The following is an 18,438-nucleotide window of genomic DNA, read 5'->3' as shown; positions in this document are numbered from 1 at the left end:
CTACATTGAACACGCTTTCATGATTATCGTTTTATTTATAAGTAAGAGGAGGAATTAATATGGCTCAAGCAAAATCAAGCCGAGTCGCCGGCAATATCTTCAAAGGTTCAGTCGGCAATTTAATTGAATGGTACGATTGGTACGTTTACTCTGCTTTCGCTGTTTATTTTTCAGCAGAGTTCTTTCCTAAAGGAGATCCAACGAGCCAATTATTGAACACAGCAGCTATTTTCGCAGTCGGATTTTTAATGCGCCCTATCGGAAGTTTATTAATGGGACGCTATGCAGATCGGCACGGTCGCCGGGCAGCATTAACGCTTTCCATTACAGTTATGGCCGGTGGTTCTTTAATTATCGCCTGTACACCTAGTTACGAAAGCATCGGTATTATGGCGCCAATTATTTTAGTTCTTGCTCGTTTACTTCAAGGGTTGTCACTCGGCGGAGAGTACGGAACTTCCGCAACGTATTTATCTGAAATGGCTAGTAGTGGACGCCGTGGGTTTTATTCAAGTTTCCAATATGTAACGCTCGTCGCTGGGCAGATGGTCGCGTTAGGCGTTCAAATTGTTCTTCAGCAATTACTAAGCGAACCAGATATGAAAGCTTGGGGATGGCGTATTCCATTCATTATTGGTGCGATGGGAGCAGTAGCTGTATTATGGCTTCGCCGTACGATGGATGAATCGGAGCAATTCTCAAATATGGAATCGAAAAACCGCGAAAGCGCAGGAACCGTTCGCGCTCTTATGAAACACCCGAAAGCAGTATTAACAGTAGTCGGCCTAACACTAGGAGGCACTGTTGCATTCTATACGTACACAACATATTTACAAAAATTCATGGTAAACACAGTCGGTCTCCCGAAAGAAGTTGTAAGCTGGATTAACTTTGCCGCACTACTTATTTTCGTCGTACTTCAACCAATTGCAGGGCTATTATCCGATAAAATTGGACGACGCCCACTATTAATGGCTTTCGGTATTCTCGGAACGTTACTAACAGCACCAATCTTCTTCTTCATGGAAAAAACGACAGAACCAATCGTAGCATTTTTACTCATGATGGTCGGCCTCATTATCGTTACTGGTTACACTTCCATTAACGCAATTGTAAAAGCCGAACTCTTCCCAACTGAAATTCGTGCACTTGGCGTAGGTTTACCATATGCTCTAACCGTTGCGATATTTGGCGGAACAGCCGAGTTCATCGCATTATGGCTAAAGAGTATTGGAATGGAATCACTATTCTACTTCTACGTAGCTGGATGTATCGCGATAAGCTTTATTACGTATTGGCGTATGGATGAGTCATCGAAAACTTCGCAGATTGAGGCGGAGCTTAGTGGTGGAGATAAACTAGCTAATAATAAATCTAGTTAAAATTATGTATTCTATGTTCTTCGTTTACCCGAACTCGATTTGCTTTATTTAAAAAAGCATAATTCATTAATATACAATTTAAAAACCTCTACTTATATGTAGAGGTTTTTGTATGACGAAAAAACACATAGTTCCATTGTTATTTTACAAACCCCAAATTCTGCCTCATCTTAAAGTGGAACAAATTTATCCCTTAGAGTGTCTAATAAGTGTATTTCTAATATTAGTTGTCCAGATTGGATACAACATATCCCGTTTGACATCTATTTTTATGTATTACAAAAAAAAAGAAAGGACTTATTATCCCAAAAAGTGAAAAATATGCATCGTAATACTACTGTTAAGTATTACAAGTTTAATACTTTCACAGGTGAACCATTACAAGTGAAAACAAAAAAGAAATAACCCAAACCGTGACTTATCAATCATATAAAGTGAAACTTTAATCAGTGGGGTTTTGTTCATCCCCCGCTGATTATCAGCCCTCACCAATCGGGCTTTTACGGGATAAACGTTTTGGATGTCCTTTAACCTGTGAAATTTTAGCTGCAGTAGTATTGTTACCCTATGCTATCTTTAATTGCATTGGTATTTAGAATACCTAGACAAAATCCATATATTCTTGAAAGAGGTTGAAAATTTATGTTCGTTTTAAACAAGTTCTTTAACATTTTACATTACAAAAAGATTGTGCCTGTAGTATTACTTTCATGTGTATCACTTATAGGCTGTTCCAATAGTAACACTCAATCTGAACCACCTAAACAAACGAATCAAGCTAATCAAATTAAACAAGAAAATACAGGTAATCAATCTTTCGCTAAACTTGAAAAAGAATATGATGCTAAGCTTGGTATTTATGCACTGGACACAGGTACGAATCAAACTGTTGCTTATCATTCAGATGATCGTTTTGCATTTGCATCTACATCTAAATCATTAGCTGTGGGCGCTCTTTTACGCAAGAACTCATTAGAAGCTCTTGATCAAAGGATTACGTATACTCATGAAGATCTTTCTAATTATAATCCAATTACTGAAAAGCATGTTGATACAGGAATGACGTTAAAAGAACTTGCAGATGCTTCTGTTCGATATAGTGACAGCACAGCACATAATTTGATTCTTAAACAGTTAGGGGGACCCTCTGAATTTGAAAAAATCTTGAGAGAAATGGGAGATACTGTTACTACTTCAGAACGATTTGAACCTGAATTAAATGAAGTGCATCCAGGAGAAACACATGATACCAGTACACCAGAAGCGATAGCTAAGACACTTCAATCATTTACATTAGGAACTGCACTTCCAATAGAAAAACGTGAACTATTAGTAGATTGGATGAAGAGAAATACAACTGGAGATAAATTGATTCGTGCGGGCGTACCAAAAGGATGGGAAGTAGCTGATAAAACAGGCGCGGGATCTTACGGAACAAGAAATGATATCGCAATTATTTGGCCACCAAATAAAAAGCCAATTGTTCTTGCTATACTTTCTAATCATGATAAAGAGGATGCTAAATACGATGATAAACTTATTGCAGACGCAACCAAAGTCGTGTTAAATACCTTAAAAGCTACGGAATAAATGATAATAGGTTAAAAGTTTTCTATTTTAGGCGGGTGTTTTCATCAACAAAAAATGTAATAATGTCCCAAAAACGAAATTTGGTGCTAGCCCTAAAACATCTGGACTTTAATAGCCAACTAAAAAATGCAAACAAAAAGACCTTTAATCAGTCGTTTTGTTTGCATTTCCTTTTTCTAAAACTACAGAAAAGATAAGTACTATAGTTAACACCATAATAAACCTTACTTCACTTCCGTCACTTACAAAAAATGAATACAAAGTATAAATTAAAATTAATATTCCATAAATAACTTTGTGCAATGAACTCCCCCCTTTTTGCCGTATATATTTTAGTCTAAAAATTTAATTCAAGCCCTATATCAAAATGAAAATAAAAAGCACCTGTGATATACACAAAGTGCTTTTCTCTTGTCAATTTATCTATTTTCACTATATTTATCTATTTTCTTTTTATAACTCAAATTTCTTCGAATCGTACTTTTCTAGAGTTTGCTGTAATTCATTTTGTTCATATGGAATATGTTTATCTGTCTGTACATCTTCAACATTTTCTCCACCTGTTAATAATCTCCTGTACTTAAAAGAGTGCCCTGTTAATACTGTTGTAATCATTTTGTATTGCCCTCCTTTTGTTTGATTACTTGTATCATAAAACAAGTATCTGAAGTTGATATGTAGTCCATCTAGAGTGTATGTAAATTTAAAAAAATCTCTAATAAAATGTTTATGTTGTAACGTTACCACCAAAACTAGTGCTTCCAACACCATGATTTGAAGAGACAGTAACCTATATTCTAGCCTCAATTCCTCCTACAGTTCTATATTGAGTAAAACTAGTTAATCCCTACAATATAAAAAGAGCACCCCTTTTGGATGCTCTTCGTTATAACTATATATTATTTAATTTCCTTCTTTTGTTGGTACCATTTTTCCTTCTTGAGAGTCTGTACCTTCTGTTCTTTCAACAGTTTTTGCATGTTCTGGTTTTTCAGGGGCTCCCATTTCAAATCCAGATTGAGAATCTGTACCTTCTTTTGCTGGTACCATTTTTCCTTCTTGAGAACCTGTACCTTCTGTTCTTTCAACAGTTTTTGCATGTTCTGGTTTTTCAGGGGCTCCCATTTCAAATCCTGGTTGAGAATCTGTACCTTCTTTTGTTGGTACCATTTTTCCTTCTTGAGAACCTGTACCTTCTGTTCTTTCAACAGTTTTTACATCTCCTTTAGGAGTTGCTGGCACTGCATCTTTAGGTAAATCAAAGTTTTGTGAGAAAGACGTTGTTCCATCTGCACTCTGTGTAATTACTTGATTGGAACTATTTTCATTTGACTTTAAATTGTCCATTTTCGCATCATCTGCACCTACTGCACCTCCCGCTACCAATCCTGTACTTAAAAGTGCTCCTGCTAATAATGTTTTAATCATTTTTCATTACCTCCTGTTTATTTGTAATATTCATCAAAAAAGTATCTAGAGTTAATGTTTTAGTCATTATCTTTATCTACTTGCTTTTTGATTACATTTAGCATAAGACAAGAATCTATAGTTGATATGGACTGTATCTGGAGATTATGTAAAGAAAAATAGATGATCAATTGTATATCCTAATGGATGCTTAGACAAAATTGAAACTTTATATGAGCTTGAACAATTGAGTTCCCCTTTGTTTTTGGGTGTGAGGTTTTTAGCTGGAGTGGAGTGAGGGACTAACCTTTTCTAATTTGAAAGCAAACTTTTATTATTAGTTCACATTCAAAACACTGTAAATAAAGATGTTAAAAATCCGTGAACAAAAAACCACATCTCATTGATGTCCACCCCCTCAGAAATAAAGAACAGATTGAAGATATGAAATGGGTTCTCAAACTTCATTATTCTGAACGAGACTATATTCTCTCTCTTATTGGGATCCATACAGGATTCAGTGTCAGCGATTTACTCCAAATTCAAACAGAACCATAGTAAAGTTAAAACGGAAAAAGAGAAAAGAATTCAAAATCAAAGAGGGGGAAACAAAGAAAGAACGCATGATTAATCTTACTTCTATTTTTGATGAAGTCTATTCGTATACCAAACTCTAGAAAATACCTGGTTATTCCCATCCCGAAAAAGAGATCCATCCATTAGTAAGATCCAGGCTTATCGACAATTGCAAAAAGCCGGAGACTTTGCCAGTATAGAATCCATTGGTACCCATACTATGCGCAAAACCTTCGGCCATTGGTTCTATAAACAAACAAAAGATGTAGCCATGTTACAAGATATACTCAATCACAGTACACCACAAATTACGCTTAAATATATTGGAATCAATAAAGAAGAAAAAGATAATATACTAGATAATTTCTATATCTAATCATATATGATCAACATAAAGAAAAATTTGATATACAATCAGATTTAAAAACATTACTTAATAATTCTTTGAATTAAATTGGAGCTGATTCTCACTCGATTTTCTACTTAAAAAACATGATTACTATATATTTCACCAGAATACAGATTCAAAACTATTTAATTAAAGACTAAAAAAAAAGCATCTATCTTTAGATGCTTTTTTCAATCAAAAAACTATTTTTCTTTTTTCCATGATATTCGAAATTCCCCACCATGTTCTTCCGTTTTAATTTTAACCTTATATGTATCATCCTTAGGCACTTTAATATTTTTTTCGCCTTCGCCACTATTAAACTCTAGTATTGTATTATCATTTGAATCCACAACATAAGCAATTATAGTTCCTTGTTTAGTTTTATCATCAAAAGAAAAAATCCAATTCTCACCTTTTTTAACTTTCCTATCTTGAGTTGCAGATCCAGTAAATTTTCTATAATCTCCAGATATACTACCTGATACACTATCTGAAGAACCATGAACTTTACCACCAACAATAGTTCCCTCTCTTGTAAAACAACCACTAAGAATTACTAAACACAAAACAAATAAAATTGTATTTTTAAAAATTTTCAACATCATTACCCCTTCTATTCCCAATAAAATTTTCAACATTAAACTTATAAAAATAACTATAATAAAAAATTATATCCATTAAGATATATATATTTTATTATAGTTATAAATTTCAAATTATTATTTTAAATCTTCACGCAACTTAATTTCATCCTCATTTATGTAACCAGTAAAAATAACTTCTGATATGTATTCATGGTTAAAAAACATATTATATTCAGTTGAAACATTTCCAATAGGATAATAACAAGCCACATAATCCCAAGTTTCCTTAGTTTTTGAATCTTCCTGTTTTCTACCATATATCATCAAAGGTTGCTCCCATGCTTTAAATTTCACAACCGAACCAATTGGAAGTAATGTATCCTTTTCTATTTTTCCCACAATAATTCACCTCTTTATTTAATAAAAATTTTCCCTATTTTATATAAAACTAAAAAACTGATAGGAATTGTAATTAAATATATTAAAGAAAAAATCATTTTTTCCTTAAAATTATATGTAACATCAAACAATGTAAAAATAATTGTACCAAAAAAACAAATAACAAAAAGAATTGTTAAAACTTTTTTCAAACCTTCTAAAGTCATTAAAAATACTCCTTTACTTTATCTCTATTTCAACACCTGTACCCACAGGACTTGCTCCAGGCCCCCAAGGAAGATTTACTTTAAACCCACTTGAACTTACCTTAACAGTTCCACCGGCTTGTCCAAGTGAAGCTGAACCTCCAATATGCAAATCATGATCTGTAAATGGTATAGGTATATCAATACCCGCTTCATATTTTGCTAAAGAAGCTTCTGCACCAAGTTCAAATCCATTTTTATCTATTTTAGCAGAAACTTCTGCATTCGCCATACTTAAACTAGCTTCTCCTTTTAATTTTCTTCCATTAACATCTACTCCACCTTCAATACCTACTTTAACAGTATTATATGAAGCACTTCCACCAGCAATTGCTCCAGCTTTCAATTCACCACCTATAGCTTTAGCATATAATGGACCACTTTCATGGTTATATAAATATTGTTCATTAGACTTCGTACTTAACACATCAGTTATTGATTGTAAATTAACTTTATTAATAATCCATCCAGCAGCACCTAATCCAGCAGCACCTAATCCAGCAGCACCTAATCCAGCAGCACCTAATCCAGTAGCAACTAATCCAGTAGCACCTAATCCAGTAGCACCTAATCCAGTAGCACCTAATCCAGTAGCACCTAATCCAGCAGCACTTAATCCAGTAGCACCTAATCCAGCAGCACCTAATCCAGCAGCGCCTAATCCAGCAGCTGTTGCTACTCCATTAGCTGTTTCCATTACCACTTTTGAATCCATCAAAAACCAATCATTTTTAACAGCTTCTTTTTCAATTTGAACAGCATGAGATTTATCTTCTGTAATTTTTTGAATAGGCCCCGTCCAATCCATATTCAATCCTTGTGTACTAAATGTACCGCTGACGACACTAAACCCTTTCCCACTTTGAACTTCCGCAAGACCTGTAGCAATACTAGTTGCTAATTGAAGTGCTGTACTATAATTATTACTAGAGGTCTGATTGAATTGATACAAATGATCCAGCTTTTCTTGCAGTTTTTGCCTCATAACAATAAAAAGATTTACCATGGCATCCATACCCGGCATTGGCATAGCTTGATTGACAGCTTCCATACTTGTTTTCATTCGGTCAATTTCTCGAATTTGTTCTAATATCTCGTGTTCAATTACATCTGCCTGAGCTACTTGTGATTGAAATTGACTTGGAAAGGCATCATTCTGACGGATTAATTCTTCACATAAATAAATGATTCCTTGCGCTAAAGGACGAAAGGTTTGAACAAAAAATGCTTTTGCACTACTATATGTTTGCCCTTGTAACACAGTATCAACTGCAAAAGCGTCAATCGACTGAATCACTTGTTCCATGCCTTGAATGGTAGCGATACATACAGCATTCATGCTTTGAGTTTGGCCTTGTACTTCTCCTAAATACATATTTAAACTCATGCATTGACCTCCCTCGCTAATTGTTGTTGTTGATAGGAAAGGTCGTTTTCTAAATCACTAAGGTTTCGTCTTTCTTTAAGCAACGTTTCTTTTTTGTTTTCCAATTCAAATGTGACTTTTCGTTCAATATGTTGTGCATCTTGATACGTATTCATAAAAAACTGAGACATTTCTCTATCACCATGCCAAGTTCCTAAAATTCGATCAAACAAACGACGTTTCCGACTTCTACATTCATAAAAATCTGCTTCCGCTTGTTCTTGAGCTTGAATCGCAGATTGATTTCGGTCCTGTTCTTCAAATACACTTCGTAACTTTTGATTTACTTGATTAATTTGTTTTTCAATATCTTGACTCATCTTTTTCCTCCTACTATTTTACTTTACGTAGGTTGTCACATTAGCGAAAAATATTTTGAAGTTCGTTATCCATTCTCTCAAATTCATTAGATACCGAATGAATATTATCAACCGCTTGTTGAAAGGCAGCGGAAAATTGTTTCGTCAAGTCTAAAACTTGCTGATTCGCTTCTTGTGCTTTGAAGTTAACAGATAATGTTGTACGCATCGCTTTTGTTATGGAACGACTTGTTGCACTTTGAATCCTATCAGAGGCTGATCCCATTTTCGTAGCAATTTGCGTTGCTGTTTGTAAATTACTTTGAAATTGTCCCATTCTTTCAAACCCTTTCTATAAGTTTTCCAAATGCATCAAAGAAATCTCATTAAATATATATCCCTATCAATATCACTCGCTCTAGGCATGCAATCAAATGAGCCATACACTATAAGCTGTATGGCTCATTTGAAATGCTTGTTATATAGAGTATGACAATTTTTATTTCAAACCAAAATTACGTGATAATTCTTCATCATGAGAAGCAACAGCCTCTGCAGTTTTATTAAGTTGCATATTAATTTCTTGCAATAGCTGTGCAAAGTTTTGTACTTTTGGCTTTAATTCATTGAACTGTTGATCAAAACCTTCGAAAGCACGACCTTCCCATTCTCCTCTTAATTCATTTTGTAAGTTTTGTAATTGACGTAAAATATCCTCAATTTGATTTGCACCTTGTCCATATCGAGTCGCTTTTGATTTAAGCTCCTCTGGTGACATACGAATTTGTCCAGCCATTTTCATTTCCCCTTTAATACATAATAAGCAAAATATATTTTGGTTAATTTTACTAGACATATTATAATGTATTATTTTGAACTTTTAAATATTTTATCTTTCTATTGAATATTAGAATATTAATATTCTACTTTTTCTTGCTTTACAATATTTTATGCAAACAAGGCCAACAAAAGGCAGTCCCTCATAACGAAATTCTGTGTTAACTTGTAACAAAAAAAGAGGAGTCATCTCCTCTTAATAAATAAACACTATTTAATTTGTTCCTTATACTCATGGTTAACAAGTACATACCATTTTCCTGTATCAAATTTTTCTTTATTAATCACGTAAACTTTATTTTGTCTCTTTACCTCCCCTGGTTTTAATTCCTTAGTAATAGTAGAGATCTCACCTTTTTCAACCTCATAACTACTAGCTGCCCACACATCACTTTGGTAAGCATTATCATTTTCATCCACTAAATCCACTGATGGTAAAACGGCTAATTTCATCGATTCGTTTGTGATATTTTTCCCTTCTACTTCTACCACAATAAAGACATGTCCATTTTCAGGTTCTTGGAATCCTATACTTTCTTTACCAACCTTATCTCTTTCTACAACTCTTTTTACAGTTACATCAAATTTAGGTGTATGAAAATCTTTGTTTACAGCATACTCTTTTTCTTTTACTTTTGATTTCTCTTTTGTTTGTTCTGTATTTTTCTGCTTTGCATTCTCTTTCGGTTTCGCCTCATCAGTTGTTTGCACTTTCTTTTCTTCTTGTTTAGAATTGGTTTCTTTAGATTCTGAAGAAGTTTTGTCGGATGTATTGCCGCAACCAGATAAATTGAATACTAAAGCGCCCCCTAAAATACATGTAGTAAATTTTTTCAACATCTCTTTTTATCCCCCAATAACACGATATATAAATTCCTTACTTATCATAGCAAAAAATACCATCTTAAATTGTTGCATCTTGTCGAATGATTAAGAATAATCAATTGTTTTTATTGCATATAAAAAACATGATCTTGATGTAGTACCAAGATCATGTTTTACGTTGATGTTATTTATAAAATACTTTATCCACATTATACTTCGCTTGAAATTCGTTAATCATATATGTTTCGTAAATTTCTCTTTCCATCGGATCTTCTACAATACATACATCAATACAATACACTTCATCACGATGATTTTTAATTGGTGATACATTATCTTCAAAATGCTTTTTAATACGTTGTCTTACTTTACGTGCTTTCCCAACAAAAAGAAGTTCTTCATTCAAATTATAGTTAAAAAATAAGGGGAATTATATGATAGGAGATGCAAATATAGACAGTCGCTGACCATTAGTCTACAACTAATCCTAATCCCACACCCCCACACAAAAGAAAAAAGCACCAGGTCCCCCCGATGCTTTCCCCCCTAAAACAAATGACAAGCCACCTGATGTCCCTTCGCAATCTCGACCATCTTCGGTACTTCCTGCGCGCATTTTTCAGTGGCGAATTTGCAGCGCGTTCTGAATTTGCAGCCGGATGGTGAGTTGAGTGGGCTTGGTACTTCTCCCTCTAGGATGATCCGTTCTTTGCCTGTGTTTGTTGGATCTGGTTCTGGCATGGATGAGAGTAGTGCTTGTGTGTATGGATGTGCCGGTTTTGTGTATAGGTCTTCGCTGTCGGCAATTTCTACTATGTTTCCTAAGTACATGACTCCAATTCGGTCTGATATGTGTCTTACCATGGATAGGTCATGGGCGATGAATAAGTATGTGACGCCTGTTTCTTCTTGAATATCTTGCAGCATGTTTACGACTTGTGCTTGGACTGAGACATCTAGTGCTGAGATTGGTTCGTCACATAGGATGAAGTCTGGTTTTACAGATAGTGCGCGCGCGATGCTTATGCGCTGTCTTTGGCCTCCGCTAAATTCGTGCGGGTAGCGATATAGGTGTTCTTCTTTTAGTCCTACTTTTTTGAGCAGGTCTAGAATGATTTCTTTTCTTTCTTCCGCTGTGTAAGAGCCATGAATGTTCATCGGTTCGCTAATAATTTGGAATACGTTCATTGTCGGGTTTAATGATGCGTATGGGTCTTGGAAAATGATTTGCATTCGTTTTCTGTATTCTTTTAGTTCACTTTCCTTTAGATCTGCGATATCTTTTCCATCAAATAGGATGTTACCTGAAGTGACGTCGTGTAAACGAATGATACTTCTTCCTGTCGTTGATTTTCCGCAGCCGGATTCTCCCACTAGTCCGAATGTTTCACCCTTTTTAATTGTGAAGCTTAGGTCATCGACTGCTTTTAATTGCTCTGTTTTTCTGCCGAATAGTCCTTTTTTGATAGGAAAATACTTTTTTAAGTTCCGAACTTCAATTAAGTTTTCTTCATGCATGTGAATCACCTACCGCCCTATCGTTTAGCCAGCACATGGAGCGTCTTCCGTTTCCAATTTCAAAATATGGTGGACGTTCTTTTTCACAAATGTCCATTTTATGTGGGCAACGCTCTGCGAATGGGCACCCTTTCGGCGGGTGTAGTAAGTTTGGCGTTACACCTTGAATAGGAGCGAGTCTTTCTTTTACGCCGTTCGATATTTTTGGCAGAGAGTTTAATAGCCCTTTCGTATATGGATGATTCGGCGATTGGAATATATCAAGTACATGCCCTTCTTCCATAATAAGCCCACCGTACATAACGATGACGCGTGTACAGTTTTGCGCAACAATTCCAAGATCATGTGTAATAAGAAGTAATGACATATTCGTTTCGTTTTTTAAGTTTTTCATTAAATCTAGTATTTGTGCTTGTATCGTTACATCAAGCGCTGTCGTCGGTTCATCCGCAATGAGTAGGTCTGGATTACAAGACATTGCCATTGCGATCATAACCCGCTGCTTCATACCGCCGCTTAGTTCATGCGGATATTGTTTTACCCTTTCTTCCGGTGAAGAAAGACCGACTTGTTTTAGTAAGTTGACCGCGATATTTTGTGCTTCTTTCTTTTTCACTTTTTGATGCCGAATAATTACTTCCGTCATTTGCTTTCCAATTTTCACAACTGGATTTAGTGCAGACATTGGATCTTGGGATATGAGCGAAATTTGATTCCCTCTAATGGAACGTAATTCTTTCTCCGATTTAGAAAGCACGTTTTCATTTTGAAAAAGAATCTCTCCTTCTTTCACTTTCCCTGGCGACGTAACGAGGGCCATAACGGATTTCGCCATAACGCTCTTTCCGCTTCCCGATTCGCCAACAATCCCAACGACTTCACCCTTTTTCAAACTAAATGAAACGCCGCGAACCGCTTCTACTTCGCCGTCTTCTATGAAAAAAGAAGTCTTTAAGTTTTTCACTTCTAATAGTTTTTCAGACACGCTTTTCACTCCCCCTCACTTAAAGCATTAGTTCTCATGATGAGCCCCTTTTGGCGCGAAAGCTTTTTTCAACGCTTCACCGATTACGTTAAAACTTAGTACTGTTAATAAAATAAGGAACCCTGGGAAGAGTGTTAAATACCAAGCTTCACCTATATATCCTTGCGCATTATTTAGCATGCTGCCCCAAGAAGAATCTGGTTCTCTAATACCTAATCCTAAGAAGCTAAGTGATGATTCCATTAAAATAGATGTCGCAATTGTTAATGTCGCTGCGATTATAATGGTCGATAAAATGTTAGGGATGATGTGTCTTACAATAATCATGAGTGATTTTTGTCCAGATACTTTTGCATATAAAACGTACTCACGCTCTTTTACAGATAACGTTTCTGCCCTTACGATACGCGCGGTATCCATCCACGTTAATAATCCGATAATAAGAACAAGCGTTGTAATTCCTGGTTTTAAATACGCATTTAATAGTAGCATTAAGAAGAATGATGGAATCGACATAAGAACTTCAACAATTCGCATTAAGAAGTTGTCTAACTTTCCGCCAAAATATCCGCTAATTGTTCCTACTGCGGTCCCGATTGTAATGGAAACAACCATCGCTAGAAAACCAACAGCAAGGGAAACTCGTCCGCCATATAACGCTCTCGTTAAGTAATCCCTTCCGTAATCGTCTGTGCCGAAAGGATGACTTAAACTCGGTTCTTGTAAACGATCTGGAATCGACATTTTACTAGGATCGTACGGTGATACGAATGCGAAAAGAGACGCGATTGTTAAAACACCCAGTATAATAACTCCCATTACTACAAACTTATTTTTTGTAAAACTATTTTTTATCGTTTGAAATCTCCTATTGTTCATTCCAAATCACCCCCTCATTCGAATGCGCGGATCTACTACGCCATATAAAATATCAGCAATTAAATTACCGAGAATTAACATGAACGATGATAATAATGTGATTGCCATAATAATTGGATAATCAAATCTAAAAATAGCATTTACCCCGAGTGAACCAAGTCCCGGCCATGAGAATACTGTTTCCGTAATGAACGCTCCGCCTACTAAACTTGGAATGGATAATCCGAAGATTGTAATGATCGGTATTAATACGTTTCGAAGTACGTGATTAAATAAAACTGTTTTCTGTGAAGCACCGTACGCATATTGAATTTGTACGTAATCTTCCTCTAATTGCTGGATGGTACTTGAGCGAATATATCTCATATAAACAGAGATGTTTTGGAACGCTAGCACCATGCAAGGTAAAATGCCGTGCTGGACAATATCCCAGAAGGAATCTTGACCGACTGTGCGCATACCCATACTCGGAAGCATGTTCAATTTTAAAGAGAATAAATAGATTAATAGTAACGCGAACCAAAAGACTGGCATTGAGATTCCCACATAGGAGATGAAGTTCACAATGCGGTCAAAGAACGAGTTCTTTTTCACACCTGTAAATAATCCAAGCGGTATTGCGATTACAAATGAGACGAGTAAAGATGATCCCATTAACCCGATTGTTGCGGGTAATCTTTCTGTAATAAGTTCTAAAACAGGACGATGGTTTTGAAGTGAGTATCCAAAATTCCCTGTTAAAATATTTTTTAACCATAAAAAATATTGCACGTAAATCGGCTGATCTAGTCCTAAACTTTTGCGAATACGTTCAACGTCAATCGGACTCATATTCGGCGTTACAAAGTTTCGAACGGGATCGCCCGGCGCTAGTTTTATTAATAGAAAAGAAATAATAGAAATAACAAATAAAAGCGGAATTGCATTTAAAAGCCTCTTTGCAATTACTTTATACACAAACTTCCCCCCTCAAGATAAAGTAAAACTTTAATCAGCCCTACTCCCGCCTAACTTCCTCGCATTCGCCAAGTTTTGAGGTGGGAGTCTTACTGCCCATTAAAGCGGGATAAAGAAGCTGATTTCCACCAGCTTCTTTACTGTTTCTTATTTCACTTCATAGATTTTCGATAGATCTTCAAACATTGTGACAGGAATTGCTTTTGCTTCTTTTAATCCATTAAACTTTTTATCTACTGCAATAACTGCTTTCGGATATGCGATTGGTAGATAAGGTAAGTCTTCTCTAGCTGTCTCTTGAATTTTATGGTATAGTTCTGCGCGTTTCGTTTTATCTGTTTCAACTGCAGCTTCTTCCCATAATTTATCGAAATCAGCGTTTTTATAACGTGCGTAATTGTATTCAGCATTACTTAAGAATAAGCTCTTATATGAATCTGGCTCTGGTCCCATTATGTAACCACCGAATGTAATGTCATATTCTTTATTTTCTTTATCTAAGCTCTTCTCACTTGCCGCACTAGCATCTAATGCATTCAGTTCAACTTGTAAGCCAACTTCTTGTAATTTTTGTTGTGTATAAAGCGCTAAGCTTTCCATGATTTTATTATTCGTTACATACATAACGCGGATTTTTTCTTTATCTTTCACACCAGCTTTTGCTAATAAATCTTTCGCTTCTTTTTGATCATACTTATACTCTTTAATATCTTTCGCATAATACATAGCGTCTGGCGTTAAGATTGAATTTGCCGGTTCTGCAAATTGACTAGAAACGAACGCTGAGTTAATCATTTCTTTCTTATCTAATGCATGCGCAATTGCTTGGCGCACTTCTTTTTTCTTCATAAGATCTGTATTAAAGTTATAAGCTAAGTAGAATAATCTACCTTCAGGGAATGTGACCATTGAGAAGTTCCCAGTGCTATCTAATTTCTTAAAGTCTTGCGGTTCGATCATCTTCATATTAATTTGACCATTTTGTAGTGAAACGTTTGCTGTATTACGGTCTTTTACAACGCGGTACACGACAGAATCTAATTTCGCTTTACCAGCAAAATAATCATCGAATCGCTCTAACGCAACATATTCATCTGATTTAAACTCTTTTAACTTAAATGGACCTGATCCTACAGGTTGTAGGTTTTTCTTACTCTTCACTAAATCTGCTTCACCTTCAAATACATGTTTCGGAATTGGGAAGAAATCGTTCATAACCCCTTCGAAAGATGCACTTACTTGTGGTAAAACGAATTGAGTCGTTAGCTCATCCACTTTTTTCACCTCAAGTGGCTTTCCTTTAAAAATAAAGTTTTCACGGCTTGAACTATTTTGCTTCTCATCTAGAATAGATTTGAATGTAAATACAATATCATCTGATGTAATTTTCTTACCATCATGCCATTTCAAATTATCCTTTAATTTTAAAGTCCATGTTAATTGATCCTCTGAAGGCGTAAAGCTCTCAGCAAGAACAAACTTTTTCTTACCGTCTTCCATATGATACAGCGGTGCATATAAAGCTTGCTGTATTGTTAACGACACACGATCATTCGCATAAAGCGGGTTCATCGTATCTGGATTATCACTAACACCAACTGTTAACGTTCCTCCGTCTTTCGGAGTCCCTGATTTACTAGTGTTCGCTTGCTTCGAAGAATCTTTCTCCCCTGAGCAAGCCGCTAATGCAATAAGTAATAGTAGGACAAATGGTAATGCAAACAACTTCTTCATATTTCGACCCCTCTCGACTATTTACACCTATAAGAAAACTCGGAATTAATACCGAGTTTTCTTATAGGTTTTAAATTACCACTACCCGTATGTATTGTCAAACTTTTTCGCAAAGATAGACAGTTTGAAATCTATTAATGAATTCTTGCGATAAAATATATTTATGCGGAGGGTAAAATAAAAAGACCACGAATAGGTGGCCTAGCAAAATGAGCTAGAAAACTAGCAGCCTACCAGAAATTTCTATAAAATGGTTGTTATATATGATCGAAAATGTAGAATGAGATTAAAGATAAAAACACTTTTAGGAGGTTACCATGACATTTGATGAATTGAAAAAAAACAAACCAACAACCCCATGGGTTGAGTATGATGAAGACGGGGAATTTTTCACTGAAGAAAATATAAGTGCAACAAATAAAGTTCTCGACACTTACATTAACAATTTAGAACTATTAGGGGAGAATCCAACCGAAGTCGAAATAATGAAAGTCGTTAAAGAGGTAGTTATTAAAATAAATGAATTAAATATCGAACATGACCATTTTATCGAAACAATGGAAAGAGAAGATCTCTATGAATTTATCGATGCAGGAGCACAAATAGCTGGCTTAGAATCCGAAGAAGATATTACAGAAGAATGGCGGGAGTGGTAAAAAAGCTGCATACTTGATGTCTAAATTTACTCCTTCATAAAACTTTGTCCCTTATTCTCCAATTGGAAAATAAGGGACAAACAAAGCTAATCAAATACTGATATACATTAAAATCTCCATTCATTTCCCATTACTTTAAAATACAGTTTTTCAAACCCACTAAAATACTTACTATAAATACTTAACATTTCAATATATGTATGAATAACTTGACTTAAATCAAAATGAACACCATCTTTAGCTAAGTCATAGCTATCGTCTAGACTATACAATTCAAAGTATTCCGCCTCCCAATGCACCCCCCTGTTGACTAAAAGTCTAGTGGTGCATTTAATTGATTCTTCAATCGTCAGTTCATGTTTTTTTAGTTTTTCATGAATGACGGAAAGAGTTAACTTAACAGTGTATTCTTCATCAACTGTGCTACTAAACTCAAATAACTTCCCTTCAATATCATCTATCTTTGCTTTAGACATTAAGGATATCTCAATTATTTCATATGGCGGACTGTCACTTGCTTCAATCAATTTATCACACCATTGAATTACTTCAGCTTTACTCCACAACCCACAGCAAAGCCCTAAGCCATAAATACGAGTTAATTTTCGAACTAAATCCAAGGTTTCTCACCTGCAATTTCTTATATGCATTTTTGTTTAATTTTAACAGAATATATAATACATCACATAATTTCTTTGCAAACACTACACATTACAATCGAGATGCATACGCGCATTATAAACAAAAAGACCACCCAAAGGCAGCCTCACAACTGAATCGTAGTACCCATTCCACACTCCACCGCTTTCTCATACAAATACTTCGCAACGATAATATCCACTACCGCCAAACCAACCGATTTAAAAATAGTAATCTCTTCATCGTTCTCTCTACCAGCTTTTTCTCCGCTTATAATCTGACCAAGTTCGGCGTGGATGTCGCTCGCCTCAAATAACCCTTCTTTTATAGGAACTTGAAGGTCACCTGTTTCTTCTAGTGCTGCTTCTTTTGATTCGACTACTACTTTGTTTGCATTCGCGATGGCGTGGGATGGTAGTTCTTGCATGCTCGGTCTAAATGAACCGACGGCGTTTATGTGGACGCCTTTTTGTAGTTTTTCTGAGAAGACTGGTGTGGATGCATTCGTTGTTGTGATGATGATGTCTGCTTCGCTTATTGCTTCATTTGGATTTGTGTAAACGTAAGCCGGTTTGCCTAATTTCTCTTGTATATATTGCGCGAATGCATAGGCTTTTTCTTCCGTTCGGTTATATAGAATGATTTTTTCGATATCCCTAACGGCGAGTACAGCTTCTGCAATTCCTTTCGCTTGTTCACCTGTACCGATAATGCATAAGTTTTTTGCGTTATGACGAGCTAAATGTTTTGTCGCTACTCCTGATAAGGCACCTGTTCGAATCATCGTTAAGTACGATCCTTCTAAAAGCGCAAGCGGTTCTCCCGTTTTAAAGTCTGATAGCATAACAATTCCGTTTATCGTTTTCTTTCCTATCTTTTTGTTCTGCGGGACTACCGTTACTACTTTTAAGCCAAGTGCCTCAAGCCCTTCCGCTACTGAAGGCATAATTAATGCGGTATTTTGCTCTTTCGCAAATGGTAATGAACCGCGAATTGGTGTGATCGTTCTTTCTGCTGAAAATTCTTTTAAAGCAAGCGCCGCGTATTCAATGACTTCCTTCATATTTACTAAGTTTCGTTGTTCGTTCGCGCTTATGACTAGCATATCT

General features: G+C 35.7%; 21 protein-coding genes and 2 pseudogenes. 4 read left to right on the top strand and 19 right to left on the bottom strand.

Annotated features, from left to right (window positions below; translation table 11 throughout):
- Positions 1-59: 59 nt before the first annotated feature.
- Both MKX37_RS04705 and blaIII read left to right on the top strand, forming a co-directional pair.
- The gene (locus tag MKX37_RS04705) at positions 60-1,382 is read left to right on the top strand and encodes an MFS transporter (protein ID WP_078422028.1); all 1,323 of its coding nucleotides are present in this window, start codon (positions 60-62) and stop codon (positions 1,380-1,382) included.
- Between the two features lie 642 nt (positions 1,383-2,024).
- The gene (blaIII, locus tag MKX37_RS04700; RefSeq protein WP_002016516.1) at positions 2,025-2,972 is read left to right on the top strand and encodes a class A beta-lactamase BlaIII; all 948 of its coding nucleotides are present in this window, start codon (positions 2,025-2,027) and stop codon (positions 2,970-2,972) included.
- Positions 2,973-3,116: 144 nt separating this feature from the next.
- Here the strand turns inward: blaIII and MKX37_RS04695 are convergent, their stop codons facing one another.
- The 3 genes from MKX37_RS04695 to MKX37_RS04685 all read right to left on the bottom strand — a co-directional run bounded on the left by MKX37_RS04695 (position 3,117) and on the right by MKX37_RS04685 (position 4,400).
- Positions 3,117-3,275 (bottom strand): hypothetical protein, encoded by a 159-nt coding sequence (locus tag MKX37_RS04695; RefSeq protein WP_002087303.1) that lies wholly within the window; start codon positions 3,273-3,275, stop codon positions 3,117-3,119.
- Positions 3,276-3,425: 150 nt separating this feature from the next.
- Positions 3,426-3,587: a hypothetical protein gene (locus MKX37_RS04690; protein WP_002150223.1), complete on the bottom strand. Its 162-nt coding sequence runs from the start codon at positions 3,585-3,587 to the stop codon at positions 3,426-3,428.
- 288 nt (positions 3,588-3,875) lie between these two features.
- On the bottom strand, positions 3,876-4,400 hold the full coding sequence (locus MKX37_RS04685) for a hypothetical protein (RefSeq protein ID WP_002016512.1): 525 nt from the start codon (positions 4,398-4,400) through the stop codon (positions 3,876-3,878).
- Between the two features lie 360 nt (positions 4,401-4,760).
- On the opposite strand from MKX37_RS04685, the pseudogene MKX37_RS04680 reads away from it, so the two are divergent.
- Positions 4,761-5,331 (top strand): annotated as a pseudogene (locus MKX37_RS04680) (tyrosine-type recombinase/integrase).
- A gap of 215 nt (positions 5,332-5,546) precedes the next feature.
- On the opposite strand, the gene MKX37_RS04675 reads toward MKX37_RS04680, so the two are convergent.
- From MKX37_RS04675 to MKX37_RS04610, 14 genes and pseudogenes are all read right to left on the bottom strand, one after another.
- Positions 5,547-5,948, bottom strand: a complete 402-nt coding sequence (locus tag MKX37_RS04675; RefSeq protein ID WP_016119699.1) for a hypothetical protein — start codon at positions 5,946-5,948, stop codon at positions 5,547-5,549.
- Positions 5,949-6,065: 117 nt separating this feature from the next.
- On the bottom strand, positions 6,066-6,329 hold the full coding sequence (locus tag MKX37_RS04670; protein ID WP_033730878.1) for a DUF4176 domain-containing protein: 264 nt from the start codon (positions 6,327-6,329) through the stop codon (positions 6,066-6,068).
- 14 nt (positions 6,330-6,343) lie between these two features.
- Entirely contained in the window at positions 6,344-6,535 is a 192-nt protein-coding gene (locus MKX37_RS04665) for a hypothetical protein (RefSeq protein ID WP_000171320.1), read from the bottom strand.
- Between the two features lie 13 nt (positions 6,536-6,548).
- Positions 6,549-7,961: a T7SS effector LXG polymorphic toxin gene (locus MKX37_RS04660; RefSeq protein ID WP_341088782.1), complete on the bottom strand. Its 1,413-nt coding sequence runs from the start codon at positions 7,959-7,961 to the stop codon at positions 6,549-6,551.
- A complete protein-coding gene (locus tag MKX37_RS04655) occupies positions 7,958-8,320 on the bottom strand; it encodes a DUF3958 family protein (RefSeq protein ID WP_078206469.1) in 363 nt (120 codons plus the stop codon). The genes MKX37_RS04660 and MKX37_RS04655 overlap by 4 nt, the downstream gene beginning before the upstream one ends.
- Positions 8,321-8,360: 40 nt before the next feature.
- Positions 8,361-8,636 (bottom strand): TIGR04197 family type VII secretion effector, encoded by a 276-nt coding sequence (locus MKX37_RS04650; RefSeq protein ID WP_078206468.1) that lies wholly within the window; start codon positions 8,634-8,636, stop codon positions 8,361-8,363.
- Between the two features lie 162 nt (positions 8,637-8,798).
- Positions 8,799-9,095 carry a WXG100 family type VII secretion target gene (locus MKX37_RS04645; protein WP_000918596.1) on the bottom strand — a complete coding sequence of 99 codons (297 nt, stop codon included), beginning with the start codon at positions 9,093-9,095 and terminating at the stop codon, positions 8,799-8,801.
- A 251-nt stretch (positions 9,096-9,346) separates the two neighbouring features.
- Positions 9,347-9,976, bottom strand: coding sequence for a DUF4352 domain-containing protein (locus MKX37_RS04640; RefSeq protein ID WP_078206467.1), 630 nt, complete (start codon positions 9,974-9,976; stop codon positions 9,347-9,349).
- A 169-nt stretch (positions 9,977-10,145) separates the two neighbouring features.
- Positions 10,146-10,373 (bottom strand): annotated as a pseudogene (locus tag MKX37_RS04635) (nucleotide excision repair endonuclease); the annotation flags it as partial.
- Between the two features lie 134 nt (positions 10,374-10,507).
- Positions 10,508-11,479: an ABC transporter ATP-binding protein gene (locus MKX37_RS04630; protein ID WP_002125594.1), complete on the bottom strand. Its 972-nt coding sequence runs from the start codon at positions 11,477-11,479 to the stop codon at positions 10,508-10,510.
- Positions 11,472-12,464, bottom strand: coding sequence for an ABC transporter ATP-binding protein (locus MKX37_RS04625; protein ID WP_002169052.1), 993 nt, complete (start codon positions 12,462-12,464; stop codon positions 11,472-11,474). Before MKX37_RS04625 ends, MKX37_RS04630 begins: the two co-directional genes overlap by 8 nt.
- Positions 12,465-12,491: 27 nt before the next feature.
- The gene (locus tag MKX37_RS04620; RefSeq protein WP_002186601.1) at positions 12,492-13,343 is read right to left on the bottom strand and encodes an ABC transporter permease; all 852 of its coding nucleotides are present in this window, start codon (positions 13,341-13,343) and stop codon (positions 12,492-12,494) included.
- Positions 13,344-13,349: 6 nt separating this feature from the next.
- Entirely contained in the window at positions 13,350-14,300 is a 951-nt protein-coding gene (locus MKX37_RS04615; protein WP_002035186.1) for an ABC transporter permease, read from the bottom strand.
- 147 nt (positions 14,301-14,447) lie between these two features.
- Positions 14,448-16,034 (bottom strand): ABC transporter substrate-binding protein, encoded by a 1,587-nt coding sequence (locus tag MKX37_RS04610; protein WP_078422026.1) that lies wholly within the window; start codon positions 16,032-16,034, stop codon positions 14,448-14,450.
- A 317-nt stretch (positions 16,035-16,351) separates the two neighbouring features.
- On the opposite strand from MKX37_RS04610, the gene MKX37_RS04605 reads away from it, so the two are divergent.
- Positions 16,352-16,690 (top strand): hypothetical protein, encoded by a 339-nt coding sequence (locus MKX37_RS04605; RefSeq protein WP_078422025.1) that lies wholly within the window; start codon positions 16,352-16,354, stop codon positions 16,688-16,690.
- 107 nt (positions 16,691-16,797) lie between these two features.
- Here the strand turns inward: MKX37_RS04605 and MKX37_RS04600 are convergent, their stop codons facing one another.
- Positions 16,798-17,310, bottom strand: a complete 513-nt coding sequence (locus tag MKX37_RS04600; RefSeq protein WP_002030070.1) for a hypothetical protein — start codon at positions 17,308-17,310, stop codon at positions 16,798-16,800.
- Between the two features lie 146 nt (positions 17,311-17,456).
- A complete protein-coding gene (locus MKX37_RS04595) occupies positions 17,457-18,434 on the bottom strand; it encodes an ornithine cyclodeaminase family protein (protein ID WP_050000875.1) in 978 nt (325 codons plus the stop codon).
- Positions 18,435-18,438: the final 4 nt, after the last annotated feature.

This window comes from Bacillus sp. FSL R5-0709, from assembly GCF_038004785.1.
In the GTDB taxonomy this organism is placed as follows: Bacteria; Bacillota; Bacilli; order Bacillales; family Bacillaceae_G; genus Bacillus_A; species Bacillus_A mycoides.
This window is presented reverse-complemented; position numbering and strand designations above follow the sequence as displayed.